Origin of the sequence: Cupriavidus necator (assembly GCF_016127575.1) — a bacterium.
GTDB lineage: Bacteria > Pseudomonadota > Gammaproteobacteria > Burkholderiales > Burkholderiaceae > Cupriavidus > Cupriavidus necator_D.
Genome location: NZ_CP066018.1, coordinates 1048764 through 1063790, shown reverse-complemented (window position 1 = coordinate 1063790; position 15027 = coordinate 1048764). Strand labels below are relative to the sequence as shown.

Annotated in this window: 12 protein-coding genes; 4 read left to right on the top strand and 8 right to left on the bottom strand. The window is 68.0% G+C overall.

What is annotated here, in order from left to right; translation table 11 throughout:
* Positions 1-21: 21 nt before the first annotated feature.
* Positions 22-1413, top strand: a complete 1392-nt coding sequence (gene otsA / locus I6H87_RS04895; protein WP_010814430.1) for an alpha,alpha-trehalose-phosphate synthase (UDP-forming) — start codon at positions 22-24, stop codon at positions 1411-1413.
* A gap of 35 nt (positions 1414-1448) precedes the next feature.
* On the top strand, positions 1449-1793 hold the full coding sequence (locus I6H87_RS04890) for a 4a-hydroxytetrahydrobiopterin dehydratase (protein WP_010814431.1): 345 nt from the start codon (positions 1449-1451) through the stop codon (positions 1791-1793).
* 12 nt (positions 1794-1805) lie between these two features.
* On the opposite strand, the gene I6H87_RS04885 is transcribed toward I6H87_RS04890, so the two are convergent.
* From I6H87_RS04885 to I6H87_RS04850, 8 genes are all read right to left on the bottom strand, one after another.
* Positions 1806-2411: a nucleotidyltransferase family protein gene (locus I6H87_RS04885; protein WP_010814432.1), complete on the bottom strand. Its 606-nt coding sequence runs from the start codon at positions 2409-2411 to the stop codon at positions 1806-1808.
* A gap of 19 nt (positions 2412-2430) precedes the next feature.
* Complete coding sequence (locus tag I6H87_RS04880) at positions 2431-3468, bottom strand: XdhC family protein (RefSeq protein WP_010814433.1); 1038 nt, start codon at positions 3466-3468, stop codon at positions 2431-2433.
* Entirely contained in the window at positions 3441-3998 is a 558-nt protein-coding gene (locus tag I6H87_RS04875) for an SRPBCC family protein (protein ID WP_011614514.1), read from the bottom strand. The genes I6H87_RS04880 and I6H87_RS04875 overlap by 28 nt, the downstream gene beginning before the upstream one ends.
* Complete coding sequence (locus I6H87_RS04870; protein ID WP_010814435.1) at positions 3989-5245, bottom strand: vWA domain-containing protein; 1257 nt, start codon at positions 5243-5245, stop codon at positions 3989-3991. Before I6H87_RS04870 ends, I6H87_RS04875 begins: the two co-directional genes overlap by 10 nt.
* A gap of 2 nt (positions 5246-5247) precedes the next feature.
* Complete coding sequence (locus tag I6H87_RS04865) at positions 5248-6144, bottom strand: AAA family ATPase (RefSeq protein ID WP_010814436.1); 897 nt, start codon at positions 6142-6144, stop codon at positions 5248-5250.
* Positions 6145-6239: 95 nt separating this feature from the next.
* Positions 6240-7040: an FAD binding domain-containing protein gene (locus I6H87_RS04860; protein WP_010814437.1), complete on the bottom strand. Its 801-nt coding sequence runs from the start codon at positions 7038-7040 to the stop codon at positions 6240-6242.
* Between the two features lie 27 nt (positions 7041-7067).
* A complete protein-coding gene (locus tag I6H87_RS04855; protein WP_011614515.1) occupies positions 7068-9443 on the bottom strand; it encodes a xanthine dehydrogenase family protein molybdopterin-binding subunit in 2376 nt (791 codons plus the stop codon).
* A gap of 12 nt (positions 9444-9455) precedes the next feature.
* On the bottom strand, positions 9456-9944 hold the full coding sequence (locus I6H87_RS04850) for a (2Fe-2S)-binding protein (protein ID WP_011614516.1): 489 nt from the start codon (positions 9942-9944) through the stop codon (positions 9456-9458).
* 346 nt (positions 9945-10290) lie between these two features.
* On the opposite strand from I6H87_RS04850, the gene I6H87_RS04845 reads away from it, so the two are divergent.
* Positions 10291-10869 (top strand): YqaA family protein, encoded by a 579-nt coding sequence (locus tag I6H87_RS04845; protein WP_011614517.1) that lies wholly within the window; start codon positions 10291-10293, stop codon positions 10867-10869.
* A gap of 180 nt (positions 10870-11049) precedes the next feature.
* On the top strand, positions 11050-15024 hold the full coding sequence (locus I6H87_RS04840; protein ID WP_011614518.1) for a DUF3683 domain-containing protein: 3975 nt from the start codon (positions 11050-11052) through the stop codon (positions 15022-15024).
* Positions 15025-15027 lie beyond the last annotated feature (3 nt).

The window sequence follows — 15027 nt, the reverse complement described above, 5'->3', positions numbered from 1 at the left end:
AGAGGACTCCAAGAACAACATATGCCAAGACTTGTAGCGGTATCCAACCGGGTCGCCGATCCCCGCAACGTGGCGGCGGGCGGCCTCGCCGTGGCGCTATCCGAAGCCCTGCGCCAGACCGGCGGCATGTGGTTCGGGTGGAGCGGCAAGGCGCTGGAAACCGCCCAGGGCGGCACGCCCGGTGAAGGCGACCTGCATCTGCAGCAGGCCGGCAACGTGACGCTGGCCACCGTCGACCTGAGCCGCGAGGACCACGACGCCTATTACCTGGGCTACAGCAACGGCGTGCTGTGGCCGGTATTCCACTACCGGCTGGACCTTGCGGACTTTGACTCCAATTTCCTGAACGGATACCGGCGCGTGAACCAGCTGTTCGCGCGCAAGCTGGCGCCGCTGCTGCAGCCCGACGACATCATCTGGATCCATGACTACCACCTGATCCCGCTGGCGTCAGAGTTGCGCGCGATTGGCTGCGGGCAGAAGATCGGCTTCTTCCTGCATGTACCGCTGCCGCCGCCGCTGATCCTGGCCGCCATCCCGCAGCACGAGTGGCTGATGCGCGCACTGTTTGCCTACGACCTGCTTGGCTTCCAGAGCCATGCGGATGTCGAGCACTTCTCGCGCTATGTGCAGGCCGAAGCGCAGGCCGAGCCGATGGGCGAGCACCGCTACCGCGCCTTCCACCGCACGGTGCGGGCGCAGGCCTTCCCGATCGGCATCGACGTCGACGAGTTCATGGAGCTGGGCCGCGGAGCGGACGCGCAGGAAACCTACGAGATGATGTGCGCGCAGTACGCGCGCCGCCGGCTGCTGCTTGGCATCGACCGGCTCGACTATTCCAAGGGCCTGCCGCAGCGGCTCAAGGCGTTCTACCGGCTGCTGGCCGAGTACCCAGAGAACCGTTCGAGCGCAACGCTGGTGCAGATCGCCGCGCCCTCGCGCGAGTCGGTCGATGCCTACGTCGACCTGCGCCGCGAGATGGAACAGCTGAGCGGCTCCATCAATGGCGAGTTCGGTGAGCTGGACTGGATGCCGGTGCGCTATATCCACCGCACCACCGCGCGCAAGCGGCTGCCCGGCCTGTGCCGCGCCAGCCGCGTGGCGCTGGTGACGCCGCTGCGCGACGGCATGAACCTGGTGGCCAAGGAGTTCATCGCCGCGCAGGACCCCGAGGACCCGGGGGTGCTGGTGCTGTCGCGCTTTGCCGGCGCCGCCGAGCAACTGCGCGAGGCGCTGCTGGTCAATCCGTACGACACGCGCGCCACCGCGCAGGCGATCCAGCAGGCGCTGCACATGCCGCTGGCCGAGCGCCAGCAGCGGCATCAGAAATTGCTGGAGCGCATCCGCGCGCAGGATGTGCACTGGTGGAGCAGCGAGTTCCTGCGCGCACTGACTGAGACCGAAGGGGCCTGAGGCGCGGGCTGTTCTTCCGGTCGGGGAGCATGACCATGAGCGAAGACCTGGCAGCGCAATCGTGCACGCCTTGCCGTGGCGGCGTGCCGCCGCTGACGCCGGCTGAAGCCGAGATGCTATTGCAGCAGGCGCCGGGATGGGAGCTGGTCGATAGCGCGACGCGGATCGAACGGCGTTTCACCTTCGGCAATTTCGCGCAGGCGCTGGCGTTCGTGAACGGCGTCGGGCAACTGGCCGAGACGCAGGGGCATCATCCCGAGATCAGCTTTGGCTGGGGGCATGCCACGGTGTCGTGGCGGACCAAGAAGATCAAGGGCTTGCACCGGAATGATTTCATCATGGCGGTGAAGACGAGCGAGCTGGCGGAGGGGATCGGGTGAGGTTGGTGGGGGTCACTTCAGATCCCCGGGCGTATCAATATCCCGAAACGCCCCTTCATCCTCGGTCAGGATCCGCGTCACAGGCTTGTCCTTCAGCAACGCCCGCGCGCCCTCATCCCCATCCAGCTTCAGCAATTCCTCGCGCCAGGCTGCGCCAAAACCCACCGGATGCCCACGTTGCCCGTTGCGCCAAGGGGCGGCGATGGTGTCCGGCGCGGTGATCGTCAATGCCACCGCCCGGATCAGTTCCATCGGCAGCCAGGGCATGTCCGCCAGCGCCACCACCCAGCCGCGCGCTTCGGGCGTGGCGGCCACGGCAGCACGCAGGGCAGCGCCCATGCCGGCTTCGGCGTCGGGCGACTCCAGCACGCGGCAGCCGCCGCGGCGCAGTTCCTCCGCCAGTGCCGGGTTGCCCGGACGAATGACGGCGATCGATTCCGGCAGCGCCGCGGCCAGCGTGCGGGCGCTGCGCCAGGCCACGGAGCGGCCGCCGGGCAGCACCTCCAGCAGCTTGTTGCGTTTGCCGGCGGCGTCGAAGCGGCGGCCGTAGCCTGCGGCCAGCAGGATGCCGGTGGGCAGGTCGGTGCGGAGCAGGGGAGCGTTGGGGGCGGCAGTCATGGCGGCACTTGCGAGGTCGTCAGGTGGGATCGGGCGCGACGTCGCAGCTGCTGCCGGTGCCGGCAGCCATCTCGCGTGCGGCCTTGGCGCCTTCCACCTGCAGGATGTCGGGCAGCGATACGTGGTTCCTGGCCGCGATCACCTCGGCCAGGATCGAGATGGCGATCTCGGGCGGCGTGCGGCTGCCGATGTAGATGCCCACGGGGCCATGCAGCCGCGCCAGCTGCAGCTCGGTCAGGTCGAATTCCTTGAGCCGTTCGCGGCGCGCCTGGTTGTTGCGGCGCGAACCCAGCGCGCCCACGTAGAAGGCGCGGGTGCGCAGCGCTTCCATCAGCGCCAGGTCGTCCAGCTTGGGGTCGTGCGTGAGCGCGATCACGGCGCAGCGCTCGTCCAGCTTCATGTCGGTGACGGTGTCGTCGGGCATGGTGCGCACCATGGTCACGCCGGGGATGTCCCAGGTCTCGGTGTATTCCTCGCGCGGGTCGCACACGGTGACCTGGAAGCCCAGGCCCACGGCGATCTGGCACAGGTACTTGGACAGCTGCCCGGCGCCGATCACCAGCATGCGGTAGCGCGGGCCGTGGATGGTCAGCAGGGTCTTGCCGTCGAACACCAGGCCGTCGGTGGCGTTGGCCGGGCCCAGCGTGGCGGTGCCGGTGGCCATGTCGAGCGTGCGCGCGACCAGGCGGCCGTTCTCAACGGCATCGAGCAGCTCGGCGATGCCGCTGGCCGGGGTCAGCGGTTCGGTCACCAGCTCGATGGTGCCGCCGCACGGCAGCCCGAAGCGGTGGGCTTCCTCGGCGCTGATGCCGTACTTGATCGCTTCCGGGTGGTCGGCGGTGATGCCCTGCCGGCGCACGCGGTCGATGATGTCGTCCTCGATGCAGCCGCCCGAGACCGAGCCCACCACCAGGCCGTCGTCGCGCACGGCCAGCATCGCGCCTTCGGGCCGGGGCGACGAGCCCCAGGTCCGCACTACCGTGACCAGCAGCACGCGATGGCCTTGCTGCTGCCACTGCACGCTGTTCTTCAGGACTTCGAGATCCACGCTGTCCATGATCGTTTCCGCTTCGGTTCCTCTGTTGGTTCATTGTCGCCGGCGGCCGCGGCGGGGGCGCTCTCGGCCGCTGGCGTTTCGTCGGTGGCGTCAGGGGTGACGGCCTCGGTGAAGCGCGCAAAGAAGGTGTCTGCCATCTTGCGCGCCGCGGCGTCCACCAGCCGCGAGCCGATCTGTGCGATCTTGCCCCCCACGTGGGCGTTGACGGTGTAGGTCAGCACGGTCTCGTCACCGTCTGCTTCCAGCCGGACCTGGGCGCTGCCCTTGCCGAATCCCGCCGCGCCACCCTGGCCATCGAAACGGATGGTGTAGCTGTCGGGGGCCTGGATGTCTTCCAGTGCCATGCGGCCCTTGAAGCGCGCCTTGACCGGGCCCACCGCGGCCGTCAGGGCCAGCTGGTACGCGTTGTCGCCGTCGGGCTCGATACTCTCACATCCCGGGATGCAGTGCTTGAGCAGCTCGGTGTCGTTGAGCGCTTCCCATGCCACCTGCTGCGGGACCGGCAGGCGCTGGCTCTGGTTCATTTCCATGGCGGGGCTTCCTTGTTGTGCCTGGCGAGGGCAGGGGTGGCGGCCCGGGGCGGGCCGCCATGGTCGGACAGCAGCGTCTCGAGCGCCAGCAGGCTGTCCAGGTTATGGGCCGGGCGCAGTGCGTCCACGTGCGGCAGGATGGCTTGCACGCCACGCGCCTGCGGGGTGAAGCCGGGGTAGCGCAGCAGCGGGTTGAGCCAGACGATGCGGTGCGCAAAGCGGCGCAGCCGTGCCATTTCGTCGCCGAGCAGGTCGATATGCTCGTGGTCCAGGCCGTCGGTGACCAGCAGTACGGTGGCGCGCCCGGACAGCGTGCGCCGCGCCCAATGGCGGTTGAAGCTGGCCAGCGCCGCGCCGATGCGGGTGCCGCCGGCCCAGTCGCGCACCTGGCCGGTGATCAGCGCGACGGCCTCGTCGGGGTCGCGTTCGCGCAGCGAGCGCGTGATGTTGGTCAGCCGCGTGCCGAACAGGAATACCGACAGCCGCTCGCGCGACTGCATCAGCGCATGGCAGAAGTACAGCACCGCGCGCGAGTACTGGCTCATCGAGCCGGAGATGTCGAGCAGCAGCACCACCGGCGGCTTGCGCTCGGCGTGCTTGCGGAATTTCCAGCGCAGCCACTCGCCATGCTGGCGCACCGCCAGGCGCGCGCTGGCGCGCAGGTCGGCATGGGTGCCACAAGTGGCGGCGCGCAGGCGGCGGGTGCGCTGCAAGGCCAGGTGGGCGCGGCGCGTGCGCACCAGGTGCTGCAGCGCGCGCCATTCCTGCGCGGTCAGGGTTTCAAAGTCGCGCTGCGCCAGGCGTTCCTGGTCGGAGAAGGTCAGCGGCACGTGGATGCGCTCGGCTTCGGCCTGTGCCGGACGTGACTGCGCTTCGGGCTGGCGCGCGGCCAGGGCATCGGCCAGCCGGTTGCTGCGTTTCGGTGGCGGCGCGCCGCTGTCGACGCGCGGCAGCAGCAGCGCGCGCAGCTTGCCTTCCCAGTCGGGATCGCGCCAGAACAGGTCGAAGGCGGCATCGAACAGCGGGCGCTGGTCGGGGCCGGACAGCACCAGCGCCGCCAGCGCGGCGCGTACCTCGTCGCGCTGGCCGATATCGATATGGCGCAGCGCCTCCAAGGCATCGACAGCATGGGCCGGCGACAGCGCGAAGCCGCCGTCGCGCAACAGCCGCATGAAGTGCGTGACATTGCGCGCCAGCACCGGCAGGGCCGGTGCGGCGGGCCGTGCGGCGGCGTGCAGCGTGGCCATCTTCAGCCTCCCGGCGTGGCACCCGCCAGCAGCTCGGCCACGGTGGGGCCGTCCACGCGCGCCAGGTCGTCCTGGTACTTGAGCAGCACGCCCAGCGTGTCGCGCACGGACTGCGGATCGAGCTCGGTCGCGCCCAGCGCGGACAGCGCGCGGCACCAGTCGATGGCCTCGGCGATGCCCGGCGCCTTGAACAGGTCGATGCCGCGCAGCCGGTGGATAAAGTCGATGGCCTGGGCCTGCAGCGCCGCGGCGGCCTCGGGCGCGCGCGCGGCCACGATCTGCAGTTCGCGGTCGCGCTCGGGGTATCCCATCCACTGGTACAGGCAGCGGCGCTTGAGGGCGTCGTGGACTTCGCGGGTGCGGTTGGAGGTGATCACGATCAGCGGCGGGCGCTCGGCGCGGATCACGCCGATCTCGGGGATCGACACCTGGAATTCGGACAGCACCTCCAGCAGGAACGCTTCGAAGGGCTCGTCGGCGCGGTCGATCTCATCGATCAGCAGCACGCGCGGCACGTCGGGCGCGGCGGGGTCGGGCAGCAGGGATTCCAGCAGCGGGCGCTTGAGCAGGTAGTCATCGTGGTACAGCGACTGCGCCTCGGGCCGCTCGCCGCGCGCCTCGGCCAGGCGCAGCGCCATGATCTGGCGCGGGTAGTCCCATTCGTACAGCGCGCTGGCGGCGTCCAGCCCTTCATAGCATTGCAGCCGCAGCAGCCGCGTGCCGAGCACGCCCGCCATCGCTTGCGCCATGGCGGTCTTGCCGACGCCGGGCTCGCCTTCCAGGAACAGCGGCCGCTGCATGCGCAGGGCGAGATAGAGCACCGTGGCGGTCTCGCGGTCGGCGAAGTATTGCTGGCGTTCCAGCTGGGCGATGGTGTCGTCGATGGAGGTGGGAAGCATGAGCAATCTTGTGTGCCAACGCCACAAAAGCGCCGGCGGTTTGCTCCCCTCTCCCGCCGTGCGGGAGAGGGGAGACAACAAGCGGCGGCGAAGCGCTACCCCTTCGCCGCCGCCTCCACTGCCCTTGCCGCCAGCACCGGGATCAGATGCGCCCGGTACTCCGCCGACGCATGCAGGTCGGCATTCAGCGTCGACGCATCGACCTTCACCCCACGCGCCGCCTGCGCGGTGAAGGCGGCCGACAGCGCCTGCTCCAGCGGCTGGCAGCGGAACACGCTGTCGGCCGCGCCTGTCACCGCCACGCGCACCGTGTTGCCGGTGCGCGCCACCATCACGCCCACCAGCGCGAAGCGCGAGGCCGGGTTGCGGAACTTGGCGTAGGCCGCCTGCTCCGGGATCGGGAAGCGCACCGCGGTGATCAGCTCGTCCGGTTCCAGCGCGGTCTCATAGAGGCCCTTGAAGAAGTCGTCGGCGGCGATGGTGCGGCGGTCGGTGACCACGGTCGCCCCGAGCCCCAGCACACCCGCGGGATAGTCGGCAGCGGGATCGTCATTGGCGAGCGCGCCGCCGATGGTGCCCATGGCGCGCACCTGGCGGTCGCCGATGCCGCCGGCCAGTGCCGCCAGCGCCGGGATGCGCCGGCGCACCTCGGCATGCTCGGCCACATCGGCATGGCGCGCGGCGCCGCCGACCACGATCTCATTGCCTTCGACGCGGATCTCGGCCATGCCGGGAATACGCGCCACGTCCACCAGCACGGAGGGCGCGGCCAGCCGCAGTTTCATCGCGGCCAGCAGGCTCTGGCCGCCGCCGAGGAACTTGGCGTCGGGATCGGCCCTGAGCGTGGCCACGGCCGCCTTGGCATCCGCGGCGCGTTCAAAATTGAATGCGTACATGTCGGTTTCCTTTGCGGTGTGCGTGGGTCACGGCCGGGCGGCCTGGATGGCCTGCCAGACCCGGTGCGGCGTGGCGGGCATCTGGATGTCCTTCACGCCCAGCGGGCTGAGCGCATCCACCAGCGCGTTGATGAACGCCGGCGGCGAGCCGATCGCGCCGGCCTCGCCGCAGCCCTTCACGCCCAGCGGGTTGTGGGTGCAGGGCGTGCCGGTGGCGGTCTCGACGGTGAAGTCGGGCAGGTCGCCGGCGCGCGGCATGGCGTAGTCCATGTACGAGCCGGTCAGCAACTGGCCGCTGTCGTTGTCGTAGACGCACTGCTCCAGCATGGCCTGGCCCAGCCCCTGGCCGATGCCGCCATGGACCTGGCCTTCGACGATCATCGGGTTGATGATGTTGCCGAAGTCGTCCACCGCGGTGAACTTGACCACCTGCGACTCGCCGGTATCGGGATCGACTTCCACCTCGCACACATAGGCGCCGGACGGGTAGGTGAAGTTGGTCGGGTCGTAGAACGCGTTTTCGTTCAGGCCCGGCTCCAGCTTGTCGAGCGGATAGTTGTGCGGCACGTAGGCGGAGAGCGCGACTTCGCCGAAGGTCTTGGTGCGGTCGGTGCCGGCCACGCGGAACACGCCGTTGCTGAACTCGATGTCGGTGTCGGCGGCTTCCAGCAGGTGCGCGGCGATCTTCTTGGCCTTGGCCTCGATCTTGTCGAGCGCCTTGACGATGGCCGAGCCGCCCACCGCCAGCGAGCGCGAGCCATAGGTGCCCATGCCGAACGGCACCCGGCCGGTGTCGCCGTGCACGATCTCGACCTGGTCCAGCTGCAGCCCGAGCCGGTCGGCGACCACCTGCGCGAAGGTGGTCTCGTGCCCCTGGCCATGGCTGTGCGAGCCGGTGAACACGGTCACGGTGCCGGTCGGGTGCACGCGGATCTCGCCCACCTCGAACAGCCCCGCGCGCGCGCCCAGCGCGCCGGCGATATTCGACGGCGCCAGCCCGCAGGCCTCGATATAGCAGGAATAGCCCAGGCCGCGCAGCTTGCCGCGCTGCTTCGCTTCGTCGCGCCGGGCCGGGAAGCCCTTGACGTCGGCCAGCTCCTGCGCGCGCGCGAGGCACGGCTCGTAGTCGCCGGTGTCGTAGGTCAGGCCCACCGGCGTGGCGTACGGGAACTGGCGGATGAAATTCTTGCGGCGCAGCTCGGCCGGGTCGATCTTCATCTCGTGCGCGGCGGTTTCTACCAGGCGCTCGACCACATAGGTGGCCTCGGGCCGGCCGGCGCCGCGATAGGCATCCACCGGCGCGGTGTTGGTGAACACGGCCTGCACCTCGGCGTAGATCGCGGGCGTGGCGTACTGGCCCGCCAGCAGCGTTGCATACAGGATGGTGGGCACGCTGCTGGCGAAGGTCGACAGGTAGGCGCCCATATTGGCGGTGGTATGCACCCGCATCGCCAGGAACTTGCCGTCGGCGTCGAGCGCCAGCTCGGCCCTGGTCACGTGGTCGCGGCCGTGGGCATCGGTCAGGAAGGACTCGGAGCGGTCCGCGGTCCACTTGACCGGGCGCCCGATCTTCTTCGAGGCCCAGGTCAGCGCCACGTCTTCCGGGTACAGGAAGATCTTGGAGCCGAAGCCGCCGCCCACGTCCGGTGCGATGATGCGCAGGCGCGATTCGGGTAGCCCCAGCACGAACGCGCCCATCAGCAGGCGTTCGACGTGCGGGTTCTGGTTGGCCACGTAGACGGTGTAGCTGTCGTCCTGGCGCGTGTAGCTGGCATTGACCGCGCGCGGCTCGATCGCGTTGGGGATCAGCCGGTTGTTGACGATGTCCAGCGTGGTCACGTGCGCGGCCTTGGCAAAGGCGGCGTCGGTGGCGGCCTTGTCGCCGTGGCCCCAGGTGTAGCAGGTGTTGGCCGGCACGTCGTCATGCACCAGGGTGGACGCCTTGGCGGCATCCGCGGCGCTGACCACGGCGGGCAGCTCTTCATAGTCGACGTCGATCTTCTCTGCCGCGTCACGCGCCTGCTGCAGGGTCTCGGCGATGACCAGCGCGACCTGGTCGCCGACGTGGCGCACCTTGTCGTGGGCAATCACCGGGTGCGGCGGCTCCTTCATCGGCGAGCCGTCGATGCTGTGGATCAGCCAGCCGCAGGGCAGGCCGCCGACCTTGTCGGCCGCCAGCTCGTCGCCGGTCAGCACGGCGATCACGCCGGGCGCGGCCAGGGCCTCGGTCTTGTCGATCGAGCGGATGCGCGCATGCGCGTGCGGCGAGCGCAGGAAGTACGCGTAGCTTTGCTGCGGCAGCACGATGTCGTCGGTGTACTGGCCGTTGCCGGTCAGGAAGCGATAGTCTTCCTTGCGCTTGACCGGCGCGCCTACCAGGCGCTGGCTTTCGGGTGCGTTCATGGCCGGTCCCCCTTATTCAGCGCTGGCGGCGGTGCCCTGCATGGCCGCCTGGCCCTGCTGCACTGCGCGCACGATGTTGTGGTAGCCCGTGCAGCGGCACAGGTTGCCTTCCAGGTGGGCGCGGATGGTGGCGGCGTCGGCGCCCGGATGTTCCTGCACCAGCGCGGTGGCGCTCATCACCATGCCCGGCGTGCAGAAGCCGCATTGCAGGCCGTGGCATTCGCGGAAGGCTTCCTGCATCGGGTGCAGCGTGCCGGGAGCGGCGAGGCCCTCAATGGTGGTCACGGCGGCGCCGTCGGCCTGGACCGCGAGGATATTGCACGACTTGACCGCCCGGCCATCCAGGTGGACCGTGCAGGCGCCGCACTGCGCGGTGTCGCAGCCGACGTGGGTGCCGGTCAGGCGCAATTGTTCGCGCAGGAACTGGACCAGGAGGGTGTTGGGTTCTACCTGCGCGTCAACGGGCTTGCCGTTGACCGTCAGGCGGATCGGAATCGCCATGCTTGTCTCCATGTGGGGTGGACGCGCATGACCAATTGCCCGAAATCCCGAAAGAACTGCGTGGGACTGGCCACGACGCGGTACTGCCGCTTAAGACGGCTATAGGACGGCTAATTCGTGATATTGGTGCTGCCGCTACAACTGCTGTAGGTGCGCCAGCGCACGCGGCGAGCGGCTTCAATGCTGGCGCGAATGCTGCGGCCGGCGAACGATTGGCCACAACAGGCTCTAACAGTTAATCACAAATCCAGCACAGGTGCCATGTGGTTTGCCCGCTCCCCATTCGCGGGGCGGGGTCCTGGCAGGGCCGCTGCTAGAATGGCCCGGCCCCCTTGCTCACCCTGACATGGAAGCCTTCTTCGACTGGCTGTTCGAAACCATTGCCCTGCCCAAGGTGGGCCTGCCCGCGATCTTTGTGGTCAGCCTGATCTCGGCCACGCTGCTGCCGCTGGGCTCGGAGCCGGCGGTGTTCGGCTACGTCAAGCTCAACCCGCAGATGTTCTGGCCGGCGATCGTGGTGGCCACTGCCGGCAACACCGTGGGCGGCGCCATCGACTGGTGGCTGGGCTATGCCGCCAAGCTGGCGCTGGTGCGCTACCACAAGCGGCGCCGGGCGCGCGAGCACGACCGTGAGCACCTGGAGCACCGCGAGCACGCGCGCAAACCGCCCAAGCCCAAGCTCGACGCGCGCTACTTCCGGTGGATGCGCCGGCTTGGGCCGCCTACGCTGCTGTTCTCGTGGTTGCCCGGCATTGGTGATCCTTTGTGCACTTTAGCCGGCTGGCTGCGCCTCTCCTTCTGGCCCAGCCTGGCCTGGATGGCGGTCGGCAAGTTCATCCGCTATCTGTTCATGACCGCCAGCCTGCTTTGGATCCCGGACAGTTTTTGGCAGAACATTGCGCAAACGTTCAAGGCCTGGTTCTGATCCGGTGCGTTGCCGGCACCACCGTGGGGCGCCATTGCCAGGCCAGAAAGCTGCCTAATCCCTTGTTCCGACAAGGATTCCTCTATGTTGCGGTGCGGCGAAAGCAGGGGTTGAAGTACAATCGCCCTTTAATGAACGATTCGCGCACAGTCCCCGTGCGCAGCAGGAAGCGGTCCCCCAATGAACGCCCCACTCGTGCTCGACGCCAAGCTCGCCGCGCAGGACGCCCCGCCGCGCCTGCGTGAAATCCCTTATAACTACACGTCCTTCTCGGACCGCGAGATTGTCATCCGCCTGCTGGGCGAGGAAGCCTGGCGCATCCTGGACGAGCTGCGCAGCGAGCGCCGCACCGGCCGCTCGGCCCGCATGCTGTACGAGGTGCTGGGCGATATCTGGGTGGTCCGCCGCAATCCCTACCTGCAGGACGACCTGCTGGAAAATCCCAAGCGCCGCCAGATGCTGGTCAGCGCGCTGCACCACCGCCTGAACGAGATCGAGAAGCGCCGCGCCGCCGACCGTGCCGAGCACGCCGAGCCCGCCGCCGAGGACCGTTCGCACCGCGTGGAGCAGCTGGTCGCCTTCGCCAAGCAGGCGATCGAGGACTTCAAGAACGAATTCGCCGCGGCCTACGACCTGCGCAAGCGCGCGCAGCGCGTGCTGGGCAAGGTCACGCAGAAGGACAACATCAAGTTCGATGGCCTGTCGCGCGTGTCGCACGTGACCGACGCCACCGACTGGCGCGTGGAATACCCGTTCGTGGTGCTGACGCCCGATACCGAGGAAGAGATCGCCGGGCTGGTCAAGGGCTGCTTCGAACTGGGCCTGACCATCATTCCGCGCGGGGGCGGCACCGGCTATACCGGCGGCGCCGTGCCGCTGACGCCGATGAGCGCGGTGATCAATACCGAGAAGCTGGAGCAGCTCGGGCCGGTGGAGCAAACCGACCTGCCGGGCGTGTCGCACAAGGTCGCGACCATCTTCTCCGGCGCCGGCGTGGTGACGCGCCGCGTGGCCGACGCTGCCGACAAGGCAGGCCTGGTGTTCGCGGTCGACCCGACCTCGATCGATGCCTCGTGCATCGGCGGCAACGTGGCCATGAACGCGGGCGGCAAGAAGGCCGTGCTGTGGGGCACCGCGCTGGACAACCTGGCCTGGTGGCGCATGGTGGATCCGGAAGGCAACTGGCTGGAGATCACCCGGCTGGACCACAACCTGGGCAAGATCCACGACGTGCCGGTGGCCACCTTCGAACTGAAATGGTCGGACGGCAACCGCGCCCCGGGCGAGAAGGTGCTGCGCACCGAGACGCTGGCCATCGAGGGCCGCAAGTTCCGCAAGGAAGGCCTGGGCAAGGACGTCACCGACAAGTTCCTGGCCGGCCTGCCCGGCGTGCAGAAGGAAGGCTGCGACGGCATCATCACCAGCGCGCGCTGGATCCTGCACCGCATGCCGAAATTCATCCGCACGGTCTGCCTGGAGTTCTTCGGCCAGGCGCGCGACGCGATCCCCAGCATCGTCGAGATCAAGGACTTCCTCGACGCCGAGACCAAGAAGCCCGGCGGCGCCATCCTGGCCGGCCTGGAGCACCTGGACGAGCGCTACCTGCGCGCGGTCGGCTACGCCACCAAGAGCAAGCGCAACGCCTTCCCGAAGATGGTGCTGATCGGCGATATCGTCGGCGACGATGAAGACGCCGTGGCGCGCGCCACCTCGGAAGTGATCCGCATGGCCAACGGCAAGAGCGGCGAAGGCTTTATCGCCGTCAGCCCCGAGGCGCGCAAGAAGTTCTGGCTGGACCGTTCGCGTACCGCCGCCATCGCCAAGCACACCAACGCCTTCAAGATCAACGAAGACGTGGTGATCCCGCTGAACCGGATGGGCGAGTACACCGACGGCATCGAGCGCATCAATATCGAGCTGTCGATCAAGAGCAAGCTCAAGCTGGTCGACACGCTCGAAGCGTTCTTCGCGCGCGGCAACCTGCCGCTGGGCCGCAGCGACGACGCCAACGAGATCCCCAGCGCCGAGCTGCTGGAAGACCGCGTGCAGCACGCGCTGACGCTGCTGCGTGAGATCCGCGCGCGCTGGCGTTACCTGCAGGACCACATGGACGTGCCGCTGACGCAGGCCAAGGCCTCGCTGATCGGGCACGGGCTGGGACTGCTGGGGCAGGAGTTCGATGCGCGCCTGCAGCATCAGCCTGATGCCACCGTGTTCCACCTGCTGCAGGACCGCACCATCCGCGTGTCCTGGAAGGCGGAGATCCGCGCCGAATTGCGCAAGATCTTCAACGGCGGCGAGTTCAAGCCGATCCTGGACGAAGCCCAGAAGATCCACAAGCAGGTGCTGCGCGGCCGCGTCTTCGTGGCGCTGCACATGCACGCCGGCGACGGCAACGTGCACACCAATATCCCGGTCAACTCCGACGACTACGACATGCTGCAGGACGCGCATCGCGCGGTGGCCCGTATCATGGACCTGGCGCGGTCGCTCGACGGCGTGATCTCGGGCGAGCACGGCATCGGCATCACCAAGCTGGAATTCCTGACCGAGGAAGAGATCGGCGACTTCCGCGCCTACAAGCTGAAGGTCGATCCGCAAGGGCGCTTCAACAAGGGCAAGCTGCTGCCCGGCGCCGACCTGCGCAATGCCTACACGCCGTCGTTCGGCCTGATGGGGCATGAGTCGATCATCATGCAGCAGAGCGATATCGGCGCGATTGCCGAGAGCGTCAAGGACTGCCTGCGCTGCGGCAAGTGCAAGCCGGTGTGCGCCACGCACGTGCCGCGCGCCAACCTGCTGTACAGCCCGCGCAACAAGATCCTGGCGACCTCGCTGCTGGTCGAGGCCTTCCTGTACGAAGAGCAGACCCGCCGCGGCATCTCGGTCAAGCACTGGGACGAGTTCTCGGACGTGGCCGACCACTGCACCGTGTGCCACAAGTGCGTGACGCCGTGCCCGGTCAAGATCGACTTCGGCGACGTGTCGATGAACATGCGCAACCTGCTGCGCAAGATGGGGCAGAAGAAGTTCAACCCCGGCACCGCGGCGTCGATGTTCTTCCTCAACGCCACCAACCCCGAGACCATCAACCTGACCCGCAAGGTCATGATCGACTGGGGCTACAAGGCGCAGCGCCTCGGCAATGACGTGCTGAAGAAATTCGCCAAGAAGCAGACCGCGCATCCGCCCGCGACCGTGGGCAAGGCGCCGGTGCGCGAGCAGGTGATCCACTTCATCAACAAGAAGATGCCGGGCAACCTGCCCAAGAAGACCGCGCGCGCGCTGCTCGACATCGAGGACAACGAGATCGTGCCGATCATCCGCGACCCGAAGGCGACCACGCCGGAAACGGAAGCGGTGTTCTACTTCCCCGGCTGCGGCTCGGAGCGGCTGTTCTCGCAGGTGGGCCTGGCCACGCAGGCGATGCTGTGGCACGTGGGCGTGCAGACCGTGCTGCCGCCGGGCTACCTGTGCTGCGGCTATCCGCAGCGCGGCAACGGCCAGTATGACAAGGCCGAGAAGATCGTCACCGACAACCGCGTGCTGTTCCACCGCGTCGCCAATACGCTGAACTACCTCGATATCAAGACCGTGGTGGTCAGCTGCGGCACCTGCTACGACCAGCTCGCCGGCTATGAATTCGACAAGATCTTCCCGGGCTGCCGCATCATCGACATCCATGAATACCTGCTCGAGAAGGGCGTGAAGCTGGAAGGCGTGACCGGTACCCGCTACATGTACCACGATCCCTGCCACACCCCGATCAAGACCATGGACCCGACCAAGCTGGTCAACGACCTGATGGGCGGCAACACCGGCCTGGGCAAGATCGAGAAGAACGAGCGCTGCTGCGGCGAGTCGGGCACGCTGGCGGTGACGCGTCCGGATATCTCGACGCAGGTCCGCTTCCGCAAGGAAGAGGAAATGACCAAGGGCGCCGACAAGCTGCGCGCCGACGGCTTCACCGGCGACGTCAAGATCCTGACCAGCTGCCCGTCGTGCCTGCAGGGGCTGTCGCGCTACAAGGAAGATGCCACGGTGCAGGCGGATTACATCGTGATCGAGATGGCGAAGCATCTGCTTGGGGAAAACTGGATGCCGGAGTACGTCGCGAAGGCGAACGCCGGCGGTATCGAGCGGGTGCTGGTTTAAATC

What these genes read in the sequence shown, in the direction of transcription:
- otsA (WP_010814430.1), top strand. Translation starts at nt 22, where the DNA reads ATGCCAAGACTTGTAGCGGTATCCAACCGGGTCGCCGATCCCCGCAAC.
- I6H87_RS04890 (WP_010814431.1), top strand. Translation starts at nt 1,449, where the DNA reads ATGAGCGAAGACCTGGCAGCGCAATCGTGCACGCCTTGCCGTGGCGGC.
- I6H87_RS04885 (WP_010814432.1), bottom strand. Translation starts at nt 2,411, where the DNA reads ATGACTGCCGCCCCCAACGCTCCCCTGCTCCGCACCGACCTGCCCACC.
- I6H87_RS04880 (WP_010814433.1), bottom strand. Translation starts at nt 3,468, where the DNA reads ATGGACAGCGTGGATCTCGAAGTCCTGAAGAACAGCGTGCAGTGGCAG.
- I6H87_RS04875 (WP_011614514.1), bottom strand. Translation starts at nt 3,998, where the DNA reads ATGGAAATGAACCAGAGCCAGCGCCTGCCGGTCCCGCAGCAGGTGGCA.
- I6H87_RS04870 (WP_010814435.1), bottom strand. Translation starts at nt 5,245, where the DNA reads ATGGCCACGCTGCACGCCGCCGCACGGCCCGCCGCACCGGCCCTGCCG.
- I6H87_RS04865 (WP_010814436.1), bottom strand. Translation starts at nt 6,144, where the DNA reads ATGCTTCCCACCTCCATCGACGACACCATCGCCCAGCTGGAACGCCAG.
- I6H87_RS04860 (WP_010814437.1), bottom strand. Translation starts at nt 7,040, where the DNA reads ATGTACGCATTCAATTTTGAACGCGCCGCGGATGCCAAGGCGGCCGTG.
- I6H87_RS04855 (WP_011614515.1), bottom strand. Translation starts at nt 9,443, where the DNA reads ATGAACGCACCCGAAAGCCAGCGCCTGGTAGGCGCGCCGGTCAAGCGC.
- I6H87_RS04850 (WP_011614516.1), bottom strand. Translation starts at nt 9,944, where the DNA reads ATGGCGATTCCGATCCGCCTGACGGTCAACGGCAAGCCCGTTGACGCG.
- I6H87_RS04845 (WP_011614517.1), top strand. Translation starts at nt 10,291, where the DNA reads ATGGAAGCCTTCTTCGACTGGCTGTTCGAAACCATTGCCCTGCCCAAG.
- I6H87_RS04840 (WP_011614518.1), top strand. Translation starts at nt 11,050, where the DNA reads ATGAACGCCCCACTCGTGCTCGACGCCAAGCTCGCCGCGCAGGACGCC.